At 61.6% G+C, this 18,271-nt stretch carries 17 protein-coding genes and 1 tRNA gene; 9 read left to right on the top strand and 9 right to left on the bottom strand.

The window, feature by feature from the left end:
- Positions 1–122: 122 nt before the first annotated feature.
- Complete coding sequence (locus A0J57_RS02880) at positions 123–821, top strand: NAD-dependent deacylase (RefSeq protein ID WP_061938897.1); 699 nt, start codon at positions 123–125, stop codon at positions 819–821.
- 171 nt (positions 822–992) lie between these two features.
- Here the strand turns inward: A0J57_RS02880 and A0J57_RS02875 are convergent, their stop codons facing one another.
- The 3 genes from A0J57_RS02875 to A0J57_RS02865 form a co-directional block, all read right to left on the bottom strand.
- A complete protein-coding gene (locus tag A0J57_RS02875; protein ID WP_061938853.1) occupies positions 993–2,018 on the bottom strand; it encodes a FecR family protein in 1,026 nt (341 codons plus the stop codon).
- A complete protein-coding gene (locus tag A0J57_RS25155; RefSeq protein ID WP_048575718.1) occupies positions 1,936–2,541 on the bottom strand; it encodes a sigma-70 family RNA polymerase sigma factor in 606 nt (201 codons plus the stop codon). The genes A0J57_RS02875 and A0J57_RS25155 overlap by 83 nt, the downstream gene beginning before the upstream one ends.
- A gap of 146 nt (positions 2,542–2,687) precedes the next feature.
- Positions 2,688–2,879: a hypothetical protein gene (locus tag A0J57_RS02865; RefSeq protein ID WP_061938849.1), complete on the bottom strand. Its 192-nt coding sequence runs from the start codon at positions 2,877–2,879 to the stop codon at positions 2,688–2,690.
- A gap of 145 nt (positions 2,880–3,024) precedes the next feature.
- On the opposite strand from A0J57_RS02865, the gene A0J57_RS02860 reads away from it, so the two are divergent.
- The 6 genes from A0J57_RS02860 (at position 3,025) to A0J57_RS02835 (ending at position 11,022) form a co-directional block, all read left to right on the top strand.
- Positions 3,025–3,109: transfer RNA gene (locus A0J57_RS02860), tRNA-Leu, on the top strand.
- A 69-nt stretch (positions 3,110–3,178) separates the two neighbouring features.
- Positions 3,179–4,792, top strand: coding sequence for a trigger factor (gene tig, locus A0J57_RS02855; RefSeq protein ID WP_061938846.1), 1,614 nt, complete (start codon positions 3,179–3,181; stop codon positions 4,790–4,792).
- Positions 4,793–5,039: 247 nt separating this feature from the next.
- The gene (locus tag A0J57_RS02850; RefSeq protein WP_044662442.1) at positions 5,040–6,017 is read left to right on the top strand and encodes a glycosyltransferase family 2 protein; all 978 of its coding nucleotides are present in this window, start codon (positions 5,040–5,042) and stop codon (positions 6,015–6,017) included.
- A 113-nt stretch (positions 6,018–6,130) separates the two neighbouring features.
- A complete protein-coding gene (gene clpP / locus A0J57_RS02845; protein ID WP_007685070.1) occupies positions 6,131–6,766 on the top strand; it encodes an ATP-dependent Clp endopeptidase proteolytic subunit ClpP in 636 nt (211 codons plus the stop codon).
- A gap of 136 nt (positions 6,767–6,902) precedes the next feature.
- A complete protein-coding gene (gene clpX, locus A0J57_RS02840) occupies positions 6,903–8,171 on the top strand; it encodes an ATP-dependent Clp protease ATP-binding subunit ClpX (protein ID WP_061938843.1) in 1,269 nt (422 codons plus the stop codon).
- 364 nt (positions 8,172–8,535) lie between these two features.
- Positions 8,536–11,022 (top strand): TonB-dependent receptor, encoded by a 2,487-nt coding sequence (locus A0J57_RS02835; RefSeq protein WP_061938839.1) that lies wholly within the window; start codon positions 8,536–8,538, stop codon positions 11,020–11,022.
- Positions 11,023–11,070: 48 nt separating this feature from the next.
- On the opposite strand, the gene mtgA is transcribed toward A0J57_RS02835, so the two are convergent.
- From mtgA to A0J57_RS02820, 3 genes are all read right to left on the bottom strand, one after another.
- Positions 11,071–11,766: a monofunctional biosynthetic peptidoglycan transglycosylase gene (mtgA, locus tag A0J57_RS02830; protein ID WP_061938836.1), complete on the bottom strand. Its 696-nt coding sequence runs from the start codon at positions 11,764–11,766 to the stop codon at positions 11,071–11,073.
- A 203-nt stretch (positions 11,767–11,969) separates the two neighbouring features.
- The gene (gene rpoH / locus A0J57_RS02825) at positions 11,970–12,884 is read right to left on the bottom strand and encodes an RNA polymerase sigma factor RpoH (RefSeq protein WP_025548839.1); all 915 of its coding nucleotides are present in this window, start codon (positions 12,882–12,884) and stop codon (positions 11,970–11,972) included.
- A gap of 75 nt (positions 12,885–12,959) precedes the next feature.
- The gene (locus A0J57_RS02820) at positions 12,960–13,925 is read right to left on the bottom strand and encodes an RluA family pseudouridine synthase (RefSeq protein WP_061938833.1); all 966 of its coding nucleotides are present in this window, start codon (positions 13,923–13,925) and stop codon (positions 12,960–12,962) included.
- Positions 13,926–13,942: 17 nt separating this feature from the next.
- Here A0J57_RS02820 and A0J57_RS02815 point away from each other — a divergent pair, with 17 nt between their 5' ends.
- Both A0J57_RS02815 and A0J57_RS02810 read left to right on the top strand, forming a co-directional pair.
- Positions 13,943–14,344, top strand: coding sequence for a Mov34/MPN/PAD-1 family protein (locus A0J57_RS02815; RefSeq protein WP_061938830.1), 402 nt, complete (start codon positions 13,943–13,945; stop codon positions 14,342–14,344).
- Positions 14,345–14,425: 81 nt separating this feature from the next.
- Positions 14,426–15,079 carry a histidine phosphotransferase family protein gene (locus tag A0J57_RS02810; protein ID WP_061938827.1) on the top strand — a complete coding sequence of 218 codons (654 nt, stop codon included), beginning with the start codon at positions 14,426–14,428 and terminating at the stop codon, positions 15,077–15,079.
- On the opposite strand, the gene A0J57_RS02805 is transcribed toward A0J57_RS02810, so the two are convergent.
- From A0J57_RS02805 to A0J57_RS02795, 3 genes are all read right to left on the bottom strand, one after another.
- Positions 15,076–16,128 (bottom strand): nitronate monooxygenase family protein, encoded by a 1,053-nt coding sequence (locus A0J57_RS02805; protein WP_061938824.1) that lies wholly within the window; start codon positions 16,126–16,128, stop codon positions 15,076–15,078. The two genes, A0J57_RS02810 and A0J57_RS02805, sit on opposite strands and share 4 nt — an antisense overlap.
- Positions 16,129–16,422: 294 nt before the next feature.
- The gene (glnA, locus tag A0J57_RS02800; protein ID WP_025548834.1) at positions 16,423–17,835 is read right to left on the bottom strand and encodes a type I glutamate--ammonia ligase; all 1,413 of its coding nucleotides are present in this window, start codon (positions 17,833–17,835) and stop codon (positions 16,423–16,425) included.
- Between the two features lie 96 nt (positions 17,836–17,931).
- Positions 17,932–18,270 (bottom strand): P-II family nitrogen regulator, encoded by a 339-nt coding sequence (locus A0J57_RS02795; RefSeq protein WP_007685085.1) that lies wholly within the window; start codon positions 18,268–18,270, stop codon positions 17,932–17,934.
- Between the last annotated feature and the right edge of the window lies 1 nt (position 18,271).

Genomic DNA, 18,271 nt, shown 5'->3' with positions numbered 1-18,271 from the left:
TACGGAAATGGACGATAAATGGCTGGTTGGGCCAAGCCAATGATCCGTTCTGCAAAAACGATGTCCGGATGATCCCGAATGCGGCATAGCCATGACATGCAACCATGGCGCCGGAAGAAGAGATGGACGACATTCGCAATATCGTGATCCTGACCGGCGCGGGAATTTCGGCGGAAAGCGGCCTTGCCACCTTTCGCGGGCCCGATGGCCTATGGGAGGGGCATCGGGTCGAGGATGTGTGCACGCCCGAAGCTCTGGCCCGGAATGCCCCGCTGGTGCATCGCTTCTATGACGAGCGGCGGGCCAGACTGGATGAGGTGAAGCCCAATGCCGCGCATGAGGCGCTGGCTGCGCTGGATGCGGCATGGCCGGGCGAGCTGCTGATCGTCACGCAGAATGTGGACGATCTGCACGAGCGGGCCGGGGCGAAGCGGCTGGTCCACATGCATGGCGAGTTGCGGTCGGCGCTCTGTGCGGCTTGCGGCAAGGCGGTGCCATGGACGCCGGCTCTGCCTCCCGGCTCGGCCTGCGACGGGTGCGGGCGTCCGGCCCTGCGCCCCGACATCGTTTTCTTCGGGGAGATGCCCTATCGGATGGATCTGATCGACAATGCCTTGCGGCGCTCCGACCTGTTCGTTTCGGTGGGCACTTCCGGGGCGGTGTATCCGGCGGCGGGATTCGTGCAGACCGCGCGCCATGTGGGAGCCCGGACGCTGGAGTTGAATCTGGAGCCATCGGCAGGCAGCTTCTATTTCGAGGAAAGCCGTATGGGGGCGGCGAGTGTCCTGGTGCCGGAATTGGTGCGGGAATTATTGGGGTAGTCCGGAACGGGCCGCTTCGCATGTCCATTGGACCGAAAGCGGATTCTTCTGCGGTCCGGTCGTGCCATCTCGCCTGAGATCCCGGCGTTCGCCCGGATGACGGGGTGGGAGGGGCCGGGGGACCATGGCGATAATGTCTGCGGATGAGAGGGAGTGTTTTGCTTCCCGCTCCTATTCGCCGGCGGCATTGTCCGCTGGCTCCGGCTCATCCTGATAGAGCAGCATGACCGAGCCGTCCTGTCCGGCGACCGCCCGGATGGGCAGGCTGAGTTGCAGGGCGGAGAGGAATTCCTTGCTGTCGGTGATACGGAAGCGGCCGCCGATGCGGAGCGATGAGACCCGGGTGTCCCCGATCAGGATCGGCGCCGCACGGTAGCGGTTGAACTCGCTCGCGGCCTGTTCGATGGTCTCTCCGTCCAGTTCCACCATCTGTTCGCGCCAGGCAGTCCGCTGGCCGATGAGGCGCGAGTCGAGATGGGTGAGCGACACGCTGCGCGGCTGGATGACGGCGCCGCTGCCGGCGCTGATCTGCTGGGCCAGATCGTTGCCGGAATGCACCGTGACGGTGCCCTGCGTGACGGTCAGTTCGACCAATGAAGGGCGCAACCGCACGTTGAAGGCGGTGCCGACGGCGCGGATGACGGCGGAGCGGGCCTCGACGTCGAAGGGGCGGGAGCGGTCGTGGGCGACGTCGAAAGAGGCTTCGCCCTTCAGGATGCGGACCTTGCGGCCATGATCGGTGAAGCGGACCTCGGCGGCGCTGTCGCTGTTGAGATGCAGGGTGGAGCCGTCGTCCAGCGCGATGTCGCTGATCTGGCCGATCCGCGTTTCATAATGGTCGACGCCGCTGAAGGTGCGGACCGTGACGATGGCAGCGACGATGAACAGCATCACCGCGACGGCGGCGGCGATCATGATGTTGCGCGACAGGCGGCGCTGCTGCTCCTCGCTGACGATGGCTTCCAGCGGGGGCAGGTTGACTTCGGCGGCCGCGCTCTTCAGCCGTTCGGCCGCTTCCCAAGCGGCTTCAGCCCGCGCGAACGCTACGGCATGACGGGGATCGGCTTCGACCCAGCGACAGATTTCCGCTTCGACCTCGGGACGAGGATCGCCATTAAGCCTTGCCAGCAGGCGCGCGGCTTCCGCCTCGATCTTGTCCCTGCTTTCGTAGCCCGAATCTGGTCCCGACGCCTGCACGTTCGAAATCCGTTTCCTCACGTTCCGCCCAGGCCCGCATAACTATTGCGATCGCTTTGGCCAGATGTTTTTCAACTGTAGAAACGGACAGGGACATTTCCTCCGCTATTTCCAGCATCGATTTTTCATGGATACGGCGGAGAATGAAGACCCGGCGGCATTGTGTCGGAAGCGAATCGACGATCGTCTCGACCTGTCGCAGGGCCTCGCGGGCGTGAAGCTGAGCCTCCACATTATTTTCGCCCTGCAGCAGTTCCAGGTCGGCAATGGTTTCGAAACTCACCACCTTGTTACGGCGCGCGGTGTCGATCACCAGATTGCGGGCTATGGTGAAGAGATAAGCCCGACCGGTCGTCACATTTTCCCAATTTTCAGTGGCATAGGCGCGGGCGAGTACCTCCGCGACCATGTCTTCCAGTTCCTGATTGGCAGGCAGGATCCTCCGGAGGCGCCCTCTGAGAGCAGCTTCCTGTGGTAGGATCACTGTCTTGAACCATTCCAGCTTAGCGCGAACCCTGTGCACGATGACCCCCTTGCTGTCAGCCGCGCCTCTCCCGAATTCATCTGTTTGTCATAGTTCAATCATGGATGCAGGGGCCTGTCCAGCGATTGCGCAGGCATTATTTCCCGTTTCTGTGGAAAACCCACGGTCTGTGACCAAAATGTCGATCAGACGGGAGGGAGTTCGGGCGGCGCGCTGTCCGGCTGGTCGAAATCGGGACCATTGGGCACGATTTCCGGCGGCTCGCCGGCGGGGGTTTCGTCGGGCGTGAGGGGCGCAGGGGTTTCCGGCGGCGATTGAGGGTCGATCCTGTCGGGGGATGGCACGCCGTCGGGCGCCGGGTCGGGATGGGTGGCCATTGCTGTCTCTCCTTGATATGAGGGGTTACGCCCGGCCGGGCGGATGGGTTCCGTTCGGACTTATCCACCGGTTATCCACAGGCTGGACCTCTGGGCCTTGCTTCATGGGTCGCTTTTCTCTATGCCGCGCCGACCGGCGACCGATGCGGGCGTGGCGAAATTGGTAGACGCGCCAGATTTAGGTTCTGGTATCGCAAGATGTGGGGGTTCGAGTCCCTTCGCCCGCACCAGTGCGCCAGACTCTATAGGATGCGCAGGCGCCAACGAAATTCAGCTTTAGAAAGCGTTTGAGAGAAGAGATGCAGACTGTCGAGACGTTGAACGAGGGCCTGAAGCGCGCCTACACCGTGACCATCACGTCGAAGGACATCGACGCCCGCGTGGAAAAGGAAGTGGCCGCCATCGCGCCGCAGGTCCGCATGCCCGGCTTCCGCCCCGGCAAGGTGCCTGCCAACCTCGTCAAGAAGATGCATGGCGAATCGCTGCAGCGCGATGCGCTCAACAGCTCGATCCAGGACAGCATCCAGAAGCTGATCGCTGACCAGAAGCTGCGCCCCGCGATGCAGCCTTCGGTCGAGCTGGACGAGGCCTTCGAATTCGGCAAGGACGCCGAGGTGAAGGTCGAACTGGAAGTGCTGCCCGAGATCGCGGCGCCGAGCATCGAAGGGCTGAAGCTGGAGCGTCTCACCGTCGAGGTGGCTGATGCGCAGGTGGATGAAGCCGCTGGCCGCATCGCGACCCAGCAGGGCGCGCTGGAAGAGCATGCCGCCAGCCACAAGGCGAAGGACGGCGATACGCTGACCATCGATTTCGTCGGCAAGATCGACGGCGAGGCCTTTGAGGGCGGTTCGGCCGAGGACGTGAAGCTCAAGATCGGCTCGGGCCAGTTCATCCCGGGCTTCGAGGAGCAGCTTGCCGGCGTCAAGAAGGGTGACGAGAAGACCATCACCGTGACCTTCCCGGAAGATTATGGCGCGGCGCACCTCGCCGGCAAGGAAGCGACCTTCGACATCACCGTCAAGGCGATCCTGAATGCCGACAAGCCCAAGCTGGACGATGATTTCGCCAAGTCGCTGGGCCTGGAGGGTCTGGACAAGCTCAAGGAACTGCTGAAGGGCCAGATCGAGCAGGAACATAATGGCCTGACCCGCACCCATATGAAGCGCAAGCTGCTCGACCAGCTGGCCGCGGCCCACGATTTCGACGTGCCGCCGAGCATGGTCGAGGCCGAGTTCAACCAGATCTGGGCGCAGCTCCAGCACGAAGCCAGCCATGAGGAAGACCCCGAAGCGGCCCTCAAGGAGATGGAAGCGGAGAAGGAAGACTATCGCGCCATCGCCGTGCGCCGCGTCCGCCTGGGCCTGCTGCTTTCGGAAATCGGCCAGGCCAATGGCGTTGTCGTCAGCGATCAGGAAATGAACCGCCTGATCATGCAGGCAGCCCAGCAGTACAGCCCGCAGGACCGCGAGCGCTTCGTGCAATATGTGCGTCAGGACCCGATGGCGGCCGCGCAGCTCCGTGCGCCGCTCTATGAGGACAAGGTGGTGGACTTCCTGTTCGAGAAGGCGGAGATCACCGACCGGGCGGTCAGCCGGGAAGAGCTGGAAGCCGCGATCGAGGCTGAGGATGGCGATCTGAAGCCGCACGTCCACGGTCCGGGCTGTGGTCATGATCATGACCATGATCATGACGAAAAGCCCAAGGCGAAGAAGGCTGCGCCGAAGAAGAAGGCTGCCGAGGCCGAGGAAGCGGCTCCGGCCGAGGCTGCCGCCGAAGAGGCCCCGGCCAAGAAGGCTCCGGCCAAGAAGGCCGCTGCCAAGAAGGATGAGGCCGTGGCTGAGGAAGCCGCTGCCGAGGAGAAGCCCAAGGCCAAGAAAGCTCCGGCCAAGAAGGCTGCCGCCAAGGCTGAATAAGGCCTTTTCGGTCTGACTGGACAAGCGCCCGGCTTCGCAAGGAAGCCCGGGCGCTTTTCATTTCGGGCGCGGCATGGCAGACGAAATGTTAATGAGGTCCGTTCATGTCGAGAGGGGGCAGGATCGGGGGGAGTCGAACTCCTGCCAAGGCAGGATTCCAGTCCCGCCGTTTGAATTGGGTCCTGCCTTCGCAGGAACATGCCGTGTTTCCGAGGTGATGCGGCGGCGCTAAAAAGGTTTCGGGTCGATGAAGGAATTTCCGGCAGTGGAAAGCGGGGAGGGCGTTGCCACGCCGAGGATCGCCGTCATCCTGCCCTGCTATAATGAGGCCGGCGCGATCGTTCGGACGGTGGGGGATTTCCGCCGGGCGCTCCCCTCCGCCGAAATTTACGTCTTCGACAACAACAGCACGGACGGCAGCCGCGAACTGGCAGCCGGGGCTGGGGCTATCGTCCGCCGCGTGGCGCAGCAGGGCAAGGGCCATGTGGTGCGCCGCATGTTCGCGGACGTGGATGCCGACATCTACATCATGGCGGATGGCGATGCGACTTATGAGGCTGCGGCCGCTCCAAAGATGGTGGCGGCAATGCTGGAAGACAATCTCGACATGGTCGTGGGCGCAAGGCGGAGCGAGATAGAGGAGGCCTATCGGCGCGGGCACCGCTTCGGCAATTGGGCGCTCACCAGCCTGCTCAAGCGGCTGTTCGGACGCAGCTTCACGGACATACTTTCCGGATACCGTGTCTTCTCCCGACGGTTCGTCAAGAGCTTTCCCGTCCTTTCCGCCGGGTTCGAGATCGAGACGGAGATCAGCGTCCACGCGCTGGAACTCGCCATGCCCGTGTCGGAGGTGGTCACCGCCTATGGCGCGCGGCCGGAAGGATCGGTGAGCAAGCTCAGCACCTATCGCGACGGCTGGCGCATCCTGCGGACGATCATCACCCTTTATCGCATCGAACGGCCGATCCTCTTCTTCGGCATCATCGCCGCCCTGCTGGCGTTGACGGGACTGGTCCTGGCGGCGCCGCTGATCCTCACCTATATGAAAACGGGGCTTGTGCCGCGCTTTCCGACCGCCATATTGGTGACGGGCCTCATGATCCTCGCCACGCTTTCGGGCATGTGCGGCCTTATATTGGACACCGTGGTGCGCGGGCGGCGGGAGGTTCGCCGGCTTGCCTATCTCGCCTTCAAGGCGCCATCCGACTTCGCCCGGCGCGACTGATTGCGCCCCGTTCGGCCGGGCAAACAGACCGCGTTTCACGCGACCCCTTGAACAGTCCGCTTTTTGTGCCGATGTAGAGAACGGGCAAAAGCAACACATCCTGAAAGAGCAAAATGACCGATATCATGTCCGATCCCATGGCCGCTCTGGTCCCTATCGTCATCGAACAGTCGAACCGGGGCGAGCGCAGCTTCGACATCTATTCGCGCCTGCTGCGGGAGCGGATCATCTTCGTCACCGGCCAGGTCGAGGATCATATGGCCTCGCTGATCGTCGCCCAGTTGCTGTTCCTTGAGTCGGAAAACCCGAAGAAGGACATCTGGATGTACATCAACTCGCCCGGCGGGGTGGTGACGTCCGGCATGGCGATCCACGATACGATGAAATATATCCGTCCACAGGTGGGCACCGTGTGCATCGGCCAGGCGGCCTCCATGGGCAGCTTCCTGCTCGCGGCAGGCGAGCCGGGCAAGCGCATCGCGCTCAGCAACGCCCGCATCATGGTGCACCAGCCATCGGGCGGCGCGCAGGGTATGGCGTCGGACATCGAGATTCAGGCGAAGGAAATCCTGCGCATCCGCAGCCGCCTGAACAATCTCTACGTCCAGTATACCGGCCGTTCGCTGGAAGAAGTAGAGCGGGCAATGGACCGCGACACCTTCCTGGAAGCGGAGGAAGCCAAGGCGTTCGGTCTGGTCGACGAAGTGTTCGACCGTCGCCCAGCAATGGCGGAAACGCCGGAAGGCTAAAACCTATATTTGCCGCCACGCGCCCTTTTCTCCCCTTGTGAAACGGGCGCGTCGCGGTCTAGGATGATCCTAGGACCAGAATATCCCTCGGCATGGGGCGGCTGTTCGCCTCAAAAGAGGGAAGAGAGATTGGCGAATGACTAAGCTTACGGGCTCCGATTCTAAAAGCACGCTTTACTGCTCCTTCTGCGGCAAGTCGCAGCATGAGGTGCGTAAGCTGATCGCGGGGCCGACCGTGTTCATCTGCGACGAGTGCGTGGAACTGTGCAACGACATCATCCGGGAGGAGACCAAGGGCGGTCTCGTCGGCAAGAAGGATGGCGGCGTGCCGACCCCGCAGGAAATCTGCGATGTGCTGGACGATTATGTGATCGGCCAGAGCCGGGCGAAGCGCGTCCTGTCGGTTGCCGTCCACAACCATTACAAGCGCCTCAACCACGGCACCAAGCCGGGCGAGGTGGAACTGGCCAAGTCCAACATCCTGCTGGTCGGTCCGACCGGCTGCGGCAAGACGCTGCTGGCGCAGACGCTGGCCAAGACGTTTGACGTGCCCTTCACCATGGCCGACGCGACCACGCTGACCGAGGCGGGTTATGTGGGCGAGGATGTGGAGAACATCATCCTCAAGCTGCTCCAGGCGTCGGACTATAATGTCGAGAAGGCGCAGCGCGGCATCGTCTATATCGACGAGATCGACAAGATCAGCCGCAAGGCCGAAAATCCGTCGATCACGCGCGACGTGTCGGGTGAGGGCGTGCAGCAGGCGCTGCTGAAGCTGATGGAAGGTACGACGGCTTCGGTTCCGCCGCAGGGCGGGCGCAAGCATCCGCAGCAGGAGTTCCTCCAGGTCGATACGACCAACATCCTTTTCATCTGCGGTGGCGCGTTCGCAGGCCTGGAAAAGATCATCGGCGACCGTCTGGAGGCCAAGTCGATCGGCTTCGGTGCTCATGTCGCCGCGCCAGAGGAGCGGAAGACCGGCGAACTGCTGCGCCAGAGCGAGCCGGAGGATCTGCTGAAATTCGGGCTCATCCCTGAGTTCGTTGGCCGTCTGCCGGTGATAGCGACGCTGGAAGATCTGGACGTGGCTGCGCTGGTCAAGATCCTGGTTGAGCCGAAGAACGCACTTGTGAAGCAATATGCCAAGCTGTTCGACATGGAGAATGTCGAACTCAGCTTCACCGACGATGCCCTGACCGCCATTGCCAAGAAGGCCATCGAGCGGAAGACGGGCGCGCGCGGGCTTCGCTCGATCCTGGAGGCCATCCTGCTCGATACCATGTTCGACCTGCCTTCGATGGAGGGCGTGGGAGAAGTGGTGGTCGACAAGGATGTGGTCGCCGGCAGCAAGGAGCCGATTCGCGTGTTCAGCGAAAAGGACAAGCGGGCCGAAGACGCGGCCTGACTTTCGCGCGCTGCAACAGCTTAAATCAGGGAGAGGCCAGCGAGTTTCGCTGGCCTTTTTCGCGTCTTAATATTGGCTCGGTAAAAATTCTTGTTGCGTTGCAAAATTGCACCACTGTCAAATAGCTGCTTCGAGAGATCAGTTAGTCTATATAAATCAATAGCTTGATGTCATCTTGCAACGTCCCTTGTAAGCATTGTCCATGCTGCATGCGCGGCCGTCACGTGAATGCTGTTATATTGTAGTAAAATTGCAATCAGAGCATCACAGGGCCGTCGCCATCGGCCGCCACAGGCGGCGCCAGCTCCACAGAGCAAAATAAAGCGGGCGCGACGCGCCAAACTTTCAAAGGGACAAAAATCAGATGAAACAGCTTCTTATGTGTAGCGCTGCGCTTGTCGCCGTGGCTGCGCCTATTGCCGCGTTTGCGCAGTCGACGGGGTCGATCGACTTTGAAAATGAAATCGTTGTGACTGGCGCTAGTGTGGACAAGGGCCTAGGCGGCGTAATCGTACCTGATACCAGCAAGGCCAAGGCCGTGCTCGGCGCTGAGTTCATCCAAGCCCAGACACCCGGCCAGTCGATCAACGAGGTGATCAACCAGCTTCCGGGCGTTAGCTTCCAGAATAACGATCCCTTTGGTTCTGCTGGCGGCACCATGACAATCCGCGGCTTCGACGACAGCCGCATTTCCCAAACCTTCGACGGTCTTCCCCTCAACGACACGGGCGGTTACTCGATCTATTCGAACCAGCAGCTCGATCCTGAAATCATCGACCAAGTGAACGTGAACTTAGGTTCTACCGATGTGGACAGCCCAACGGCTGCTGCCAGCGGTTCAACGGTAAATTACCGTTCGATCACGCCAAGTGAAGATTTTGGCGCGAAGATGGTCGCTTCCGTTGGGGATTTCAGCTTCTTTCGTCTGTTCGGCATGGTTCAGACGGGCAATCTCACGCCGTGGGGCACTCGTGCATTCGTTTCTGCCAGCCGTGCGACAAACAATGCCATCTACGGCGGTATAGGTGAAATCGACAAGCAGCAATATAACGCCAAAATTTACCAGCCGATCGGCAGCAATGGCGACTTCATCTCCCTCGCCGGGCACTATAATGAAAATCGGAACAATTTTTTTGGCTCAGTTCCCTTGCGGGTAGACGGCGGGCGAGTGGCTGGCAGCGCGAGCGCCAACCGTTTTCCAATCACGAAGGATGAACGCTTTTACGAAACCGCTCGTTGTACCATTCCGGCCGGAGTTACTGGTGCAGTCGATACCGCCAGTTCCTGTGGTTCCGATTATGAGTATCGATACAACCCGTCCAATACAGGCAACATCCGCATCAATTCACGCTTTACGTTGGCGGACGGACTGATCCTTACCGTCGATCCCAGCTACCAATATACAAAGGCGAACGGCGGCGGTACCAGCATCGCTTCTGAAGGTCTTACCCCGGCAAGCTCGGGCATTGCAGGCGCGGTCGGCTTCATTCAGGGTTCGTCGAGCTCAACCCAATATTATTTCGGGCGCGACCTGAATGGCGATGGTGATATGCGCGACACCGTTCGTGTTCATTCGCCCAGCCAGACGCAGACCCATCGCTATGGGTTGATCGCTTCGCTGCGCTACGATCTGGATGACAACAACACGTTGCGCGTGGCCTACAGCTATGATCGTGGCCGGCATCGGCAGACCGGCGAAGCGGGTTATCTTCAGACGATCGGCTTCGGCGCCGAACCTTTTCCCGTCAATCATCCGATCAAGGACGTAAACGGTGCGGCGGTGGAGAAGCGCAATCGCTTGTCCTATGCCATCCTGCATCAGGTTTCGGGTGAATATCGCGGCAAATTCAATGCCTTCACTGTCAATGTCGGGTTGCGGGCGCCTTTCTTCAAGCGCGACCTTAACAACTACTGTTTCACTCAGAGTGCGTCGGGCAACCTTCGCTGTTTCGAGCCGGGATCGTCGATCGAGGCTGCTTATGCGGTTGCGAACCCAACAGTGCAGGGACCGCAGCAGCGCATCTTCAAATATGACAAACTGCTGCCGAACGCTGGTTTCGTTTTCAACGCCAACCAGGCGCTGGACATTTTCGGCAACTATTCAAAGGGCCTGCAGGTCCCGGGGACCGACAACCTCTATCAGTCCTTCTATTACGATCCGGCAAATCCCAACGCCAATCCTTCGCCTGAAACAACGGACAATTTCGACCTTGGCATTCGTTATCGGACGGCTACGCTACAGGCGCAGCTGTCGGGTTGGTACACGATCTATAAGGATCGCCTCGCATCCGCTTATGATCGCGATCTGGACACCACCATCTATCGCAACCTGGGTCGTGTCGATAAATATGGCATAGATGGCAGCATTACATATCAGCCGATGCCGGAGCTGATGTTCTATGTCTTCGGTTCCTACCTGAAGTCGAAGATCAAGGATGATGTCGAACTGACGGCGACCACCCAGGCGCAAACCTCGGGGAAGCGTGAATCGGGTGCTCCCATCTATACGCTTGGCGGTCGCATTCAGGGCGAGATCGAAGGAGTTCGTCTGGGTGTTCAGGCGAAGCGCACCGGCTCACGTTATGTGAACGACCAGAACCTGCCGGTATTCCAGAACGGAGCGCAGGTCTATGGTGCCAAGGCGCCCGGCTATACGCTCGTCGATCTCGACGCGCGCTATTCGTTGGAGAAATTCGGTGCGCCCGGCGTCGCGGTTCAGTTGAACGTGACCAACGTGTTCGACAAGCTCTATGTGGGCGGTTTCGATGGCACCCTGTCGAATACGAGCATCACCTTCGCGCAGATTGGCGCGCCGCGGACCTTCGTGGGATCGCTGGTCGTCAGCTTCTAAGGTTTGGTACCTTATGGAAGAAAGGGCGCGGAGAAATCCGCGCCCTTTTCATTTCAGGCAGCTATCCAGCCCGTCGCGCTGGACAATACCGATGCGGGCGGTGATGCTGTTGCCATAGCGGCGGGTGAAGCCATGGGGGTCGATGGCTTCGCGCTTCTTGGGAAGAGGCAGGACTGCGGCGATGCGGGCGGCCTCTGCACGGGTCAGTCGCTGGGCGCCGTGGTGGAAATAGCGGATCGCACCAGCCTGCGCGCCATAAGTGCCGATGCCGGTTTCCGCGACATTCAGATACACCTCCATGATCCGGCGCTTGCCCCAGATCGCTTCGATCAGGAGCGTGAACCAGGCCTCCAGCCCCTTGCGGACGAAACCGCCGCCCTGGAACAGGAAAACATTCTTTGCGGTCTGCTGGCTGATGGTCGATCCGCCGCGGATGCGGCCGCCGCTCGCATTGTGCCGCATGGCCTGAGCGATGGCGACGGCGTCGAAGCCATGATGGCTGCAAAAGCGGCTATCCTCCGCAGCGATGGCGGCGCGCGCCATGTCCGGGTCCATCTTGTCCAGGCTCATCCAATCCTTGGTGATGCCGTTGTGGTCCAGCAACATCGTCCATGTCACGGGCGGCGGCACGAAGCGATAAATCACCACCATCAGCAGAGAGAGGGCAACGAAACCACCGATGATCTTGAGGATGATCCCGATCCAGCGGGAGCGGCGGCGAGGGGAAGCGGACTTGGCGTTCATATTGCCGTGGTAGCGCGGATGCCGGGCGGTTCAAGATGGGAGAAGGCCACTCTCAGCGCCGACGAAAGCCGGGCTTATGACGCCGGGTGCACTTTTGCTGCCTGAGATCCCGGTTTCGCGCGGATCACGAATGATTATTGAGTGGGTGAGCGAAAAAAAGCCCCGGATTTCACTCCGGGGCTCCTTTGCGTTTTGCCATCCGATCAGACAGCGGCGAGGCGGGAGATTTTGCCCAGCTTGTCGCCTGCAATCCGCATCATCGCCTTTTGCAGCTTCTCGAAAGCGCGGACCTCGATCTGGCGGACGCGCTCGCGGCTGACGCCATAAACCTGCGAGAGTTCCTCGAGCGTCTTGGGCTCTTCCGCCAGGCGCCGTTCGGCCAGAATATGCTTCTCCCGATCGTTGAGGTCGTCCATCGCCTCCACCAGCATGTCGTGGCGCAGTTCGCTCTCCTGCTGGTCGGCGACGCGTTCGTCCTGGAGCGGATCGGTGTCAGCCAGCCAATCCTGCCATTGGCCCTCGCCATCCTCGCGCATCGGCACGTTGAGCGACGTGTCGCCGCCCATCGCCATGCGGCGGTTCATGGAGATGACATCCTCCTCCGTAACGCCCAGATCGGTCGCGATCTTCCTGACGTCGTCGGGGTGCAGGTCTCCATCCTCGAACGCTTCGATATTGTTCTTCATCCGGCGCAGGTTGAAGAACAGCTTCTTCTGCGCAGCGGTGGTGCCCATCTTCACGAGGCTCCAGGACCGCAGGATGAATTCCTGGATCGATGCACGAATCCACCACATGGCATAGGTCGCCAGACGGAAGCCGCGATCCGGTTCGAACTTCTTCACGCCCTGCATCAAGCCGATATTGCCTTCGCTGATCAGCTCGCTGACCGGCAGGCCATAGCCGCGATAGCCCATGGCGATCTTCGCCACGAGGCGCAGATGCGAGGTCACGAGCTGGGCAGCGGCCTCGGAATCCGCATGCTCGGCATAGCGCTTCGCGAGCATATATTCCTGCTCGGGCGTCAGAATCGGAAATTTGCGAATTTCCGACAAATAGCGGTTGAGGCTGGCTTCACCGCCCAGCGCCGGAACCGCGGGGACATTGCTTTTATCAGCCATGTCGTCACCTTTCCCTTTCATGCGCGGCGGGACCCAGAAGAGGCGTCCAAGGCGCCGTCGCAAACTTGTCCAAAACTATACGTGAAGCTCGCTTAACAGTTCCTGCATATCGACAGGGAGTTTGCTGTCGAAGCTGAGCGCCTCACCCGTTAACGGATGTATGAACCCCAGCCTTTTCGCGTGCAATGCCTGCCTTTCGAAACCCAGCGTTTCCAGTATCGATTTGAAACCTTTTCTCTCTTTACCGTAAACCGGGTCGCCGATCAAGGGGTGTCCCAGATGCGCCATATGGACGCGGACCTGATGCGTTCGTCCGGTTTCCAGCCTGCATTCAACCATGGCCGCGCCGCGCAGCCTTTCCATCGTACGGTAATGCGTCACGGCATGTTTGCCGCGCCCTTCCCGATGAACCGCCATCTTCTTTCGGTCGGCGTCGGACCGGCCGATCCATGTGTCGATGGTGCCCGTCGCCGGCTGCGGCACGCCATAGACGATCGCGGCGTAGAGCCGATCGATCGAATGTGCCTTGAACTGCTGCGCGAGCCCTTCATGCGCGCGGTCGGATTTGGCAACGACCAACAGCCCCGAAGTATCCTTGTCGATGCGATGGACGATGCCTGGCCGCGCCACCCCGCCGATGCCGGAAAGCTGGCCCTGGCAATGATGGAGCAGCGCGTTGACAAGCGTGCCGTCCAGATTGCCCGCCGCCGGGTGGACGACCAGGCCCGCCGGCTTGTCGATGACGATCAGGTCTGCGTCCTCATACACCACGACCAGCGGGATGTCCTGCGCGACGGCCTCGGCCTCGACGGGTGGCGGAAGGGTGATGGCGAAAGCCTGTCCCGCGGCGACCTTCATGGAAGGATTGGGAGATCGCGCACCCCCCTTGCCCGGGTCTTCCGTCACTTGGCCCTCGACGATCAGCGCCTTCAGCCGCTCGCGCGAAAGATCGGGAACCAGCTCGGCAAGCGCCTTGTCTAGCCGCATGCCAGCCTGCGCCTCACCGATTGTCGCTTCAATGATGGAAACCCCCGAACCCATTGGGTAGGAATGTAGGAATGAGGGTTGGGATTTCAAGAGGGCTGCTGGAACAAATCATGTCCGAAGCGGCGGCGCACAGGCATGAGGTCTGCGGGCTGCTGCTGGGGAAGGCGGGCCGGATCGAGGCGGTTCGGCCCGCCGCCAATGTCGCCGGCGATCCGGCGCGGCATTTCGAACTGGACCCGGTCGAACTGATCGCCGCCCATCGCGCGGCGCGGGCGGGCGGGGCGGCGATCGTCGGCCATTATCATTCGCATCCGGGCGGTCAGGCGGTGCCATCCGAAACCGACGCGGCCTGCGCGACGCCCGACGGCAGCCTCTGGCTGATCGTCGGGGGCGGCGCGGCCCGCCTGTGGCTTGCCAAGGCGGGGAGAGACGGACAGGTGCAATTTGTCGAGGCTTTGCTCGACATCATGTGAGTGAGGGTTGCATCGCGATGCAGGGCAGCGCATTAGCCGTTCATTCCTTCCTGTTCATTTCTCCGGCGGCAGCGAACCTTCATGACCAATCCGATCGACAGCATCGATTTTGCCAGCCTGCTCTGCTCGCGCCTTTGTCATGACCTTTTGAGCCCGGTCGGCGCGCTCAACAACGGGCTCGAGCTGATGGCGGACGAAACGGACCCGGAAATGCGGCAGCGTTGTCTGGACCTGCTGGCGGACAGCGCGAAGACCTCTGCGAACAAGCTGAAATTCTTCCGCCTGGCCTTCGGTTCGGCGGGCGGCTTTGGCGATGCCGTGCCGACGCATGAGGCGCGGGTCGCGATCGAGGGTATGTTCGCGGCTTCGGGCCGGGTGAAGATCGGCTGGCTGGTCGAGGACGACATGCTGGAAAAGCTGCCGGTGAAGGTGTTGCTGAACCTGGCGCTGATCGCGGGCGATGCGCTCGTGCGGGGCGGCCAGCTCGACATCGGGGCGGAAAAGCGGCCGGGCGTGACGGAGATCGTCGTGCGGGCGGAAGGGCCGAAACTGGTGCTTGATCCCGACCTGCGGGCCGCGCTGGCGGGGACTTTGCCGCCGGAGGGGCTGGCTTCGCGCACGTCGGCGGCGTGGATGGTGCGCACCTTGGTGACGAGCGTCGGCGGGGAGATTGCGCTGTCGCCTGCTGGCGAGCTGATCTTGCTGTTCGGGGCGTCCATTCCCGACGCGCGCTAGGCGCTTTCCTGCATTTCCCTCGCCAGAAGGCCGATCAGCTCGGCGGCGGGCAGGGCGCGAGCCAGCGGTGCACCCTGGCCGGCCCATTGCGCGCCGAAGCCGCCTTCGCCCTTGGCTTTTGCCGCGGCGTTCAGCGCTTTGCCCGCATCATAGGCGATGGGGTAGGCGGGCGGCTGCAATGCTGCCTCGGCGCCCCAGGCGGTGAAGCGATTGGCAAGGCAGCGGGCCAGGCGACCTGAAATGGCGCGGGTCATCGCGGTGTGATGGGCAGCGGGGCTCGTGAGGGCGGCGCGATAGGCTGCGTCGGCGCTGCTTTCCGTGCAGGCGATGAAGGCTGTGCCCAGTTGTGCCGCGACCGCGCCGAGGGCGAGCGCGGCACGAATGCCTTGCCCGTCCATGATGCCGCCCGCGGCGATCACGGGCAGGTCGCATTGGGCTGCAAGCAGGCGGGTGAGGGCGAGGGTGCCGAGCTGGTCGTCAGGCGATTCGGGATCGAAGGCGCCTCGATGGCCTCCTGCCTCATATCCCTGTGCGACTATGGCGTCGATGCCCGCTTCCCGCGCAGCCCGCGCTTCGGCCGGATTGGTGGCGGTTGCGAGGAGAAGGCATCCGGCTCGCTTGAGCGCCGCGATGCTGGTTGGATCGGGCAATCCGAAATGGAAGCTGACGACCGGCGGCGCAAGTTCGACCAAGGTGGCGAGCATCGCGTCGTCCTCCACGAAGCTGCGGTAGATTTCGCGCAGGCCGGTCGGAGGCTGGGCATCATAGGCCTGGAACAGTGGCGTCAGTGCGGCGAGCCAGGCCGCTTCCCTGACGGGGTCGCTGCGCGCGGGCCGATGGGTGAAAAGGTTGACGTTGAAGGGACCGCTGGTCTGGGCGCGGACGGCTTCTATCATAGCGCGGGCGCCCGCCGCGTCGGTGGCGCCCACGGCAATGGAGCCAAGCGCTCCTGCATTGGAGACGGCTGCCGCCATGGCGGGCGTAGAGACACCGGCCATCGGCGCCTGGATGATGGGATGGGACAGGCCCAGCGATTCGATGATCGACATGGGAACGATTGTCGGAGTTTTGCGGCAGGCGGGCAATGGGCGGATCTGGGCTGAAGCTGAATTCGCCAATTGTCGCCATCAAGCGCATCATGCCAAGGCAGCCGAATGAGGCAAGTGGCCCATGAGGGCCGGTCCGGCGCTTGAACATCGTTTGAGCTGTGCGTCGGCCTTCGGAGGAGCATGGCCCGGTTGGATCGGATAATGGCGTTCTGCTTCCGTCCATTCCCACATCCCAAATGAAAAGGGCCCGGTCGCCTGTGCGACCGAGCCCCTTTTCCAACAGTCCCGAATGGATCAGGCGCTATAGTACATGTCGAATTCCACCGGCGAGGGAGCCATTTCCCAGCGGTACACTTCGGGCCACTTCAGTTCGAGATAGGCCTCGATCTGGTCCTTGGTGAACACATCGCCCTTCAGCAGGAAGTCGTAGTCGGCGGCCAGCGAGTTCAGCGCTTCACGCAGCGAACCGCAAACGGTCGGCACCTGGCTCAGTTCTTCCGGCGGCAGGTCGTACAGGTTCTTGTCCATCGCGGCGCCGGGATGAATCTTGTTCTCGATGCCGTCAAGGCCGGCCATCAGCAGCGCCGAATAGCACAGATAGGGGTTGGCCATCGCGTCGGGGAAGCGGAATTCGACGCGCTTCGCCTTGGCGCCCGCGCCGTAGGGAATACGGCAGGAGGCCGAGCGGTTGCGGGCCGAATAGGCCAGCAGAACCGGGGCTTCGAAGCCCGGCACCAGGCGCTTGTAGCTGTTGGTGGTCGGGTTGGTGAAGGCATTCAGGGCCTTGGCGTGCTTGATGACGCCGCCGATGAAGTAGAGGCAGGTTTCGCTGAGGCCGGCATAGCCTTCGCCCGCGAAGAGCGGCTTGCCGCCTTCCCAGATCGACATGTGGGTGTGCATGCCGGAACCGTTGTCCTGCGCGATCGGCTTCGGCATGAAGGTCGCCGTCTTGCCATAGGCCTGGGCGACCATCTGCACGACATACTTATAAATCTGCATGCGGTCGGCGGTCTGGACCAGCGTGCCGAAGGTCAAGCCGAGTTCGTGCTGGGCAGCGGCCACTTCATGGTGGTGCTTGTCGCAGGGCAGGCCCATTTCCAGCATGGTCGACACCATCTCGGCGCGGATGTCGGTGCAGGGATCGACCGGCGCGACGGGGAAATAGCCGCCCTTGGCGCGCGGACGGTGGGCAAGGTTGCCGCCTTCATATTCCTTGCCGGTGTTCGTCGGCAGCTCGACATCGTCGATCTTGAAGAAGGATTCATTATAGTCCGAGTTGAAGCGGACATCGTCGAACATGAAGAATTCGGCTTCCGGGCCGACATAGACGGTGTCGCCGAAACCGGCCGACTTGACGAAGGCTTCGGCGCGCTTCGCGGTCGAACGCGGGTCGCGGCTGTAGAGTTCGCCGGTATCGGGTTCCACGATGTCGCAGAAGATGATGAGCATCGGCGTGGCGCTGAACGGATCGACATAGACGGCGTCCAGGTCGGGCTTCAGGATCATGTCCGACTCGTTGATCGCCTTCCAGCCTTCGATCGACGAACCGTCGAACATCAGGCCCTGGGTCAGTTCATCCTCGCCCAGCACCGAAGACACCATGGTCAGGTGCTGCCACTTGCCCTTGGGATCGGTGAAACGGACATCGACCCATTCGATCTCCTTTTCCTCGATCATCTTCAGGATGTCTTTAGGCGTGTTAGCCATGTGAACCTTGCCCTTCTTTCATGATACCCCCCCGAAGGGGTAAGTTGATGTGGTCAGCCGCCAGACCGCTGAAGCCGGCGAGAAGTTTGGTGAAAATCAGATGGCGTCGCTGTCGCGCTCGCCGGTGCGGATGCGCACCGCACCCTCGATATTGGAAATGAAGATCTTGCCGTCGCCAATGCGGCCGGTCTGCGCCGCGGCAGAGATCGCCTCCACCACCCGTTCGGCGAGCGAATCGTCCACCACGACCTCCAGCTTCACCTTGGGCAGGAAATCCACCACATATTCGGCGCCGCGATAAAGTTCCGTATGGCCCTTCTGGCGGCCGAAACCCTTGGCTTCGGTGACGGTGATGCCCGACACGCCCACTTCGTGCAGGGCCTCCTTCACTTCGTCGAGCTTGAACGGTTTGATGATCGCTTCGATCTTCTTCATC

The sequence above is a fragment of the Sphingobium sp. 22B genome (assembly GCF_001580035.1).
Lineage (GTDB): Bacteria > Pseudomonadota > Alphaproteobacteria > Sphingomonadales > Sphingomonadaceae > Sphingobium > Sphingobium fuliginis.
Note: the sequence above shows the minus strand (reverse complement) of the source record. Positions and strands in the feature narration are given on the sequence as shown.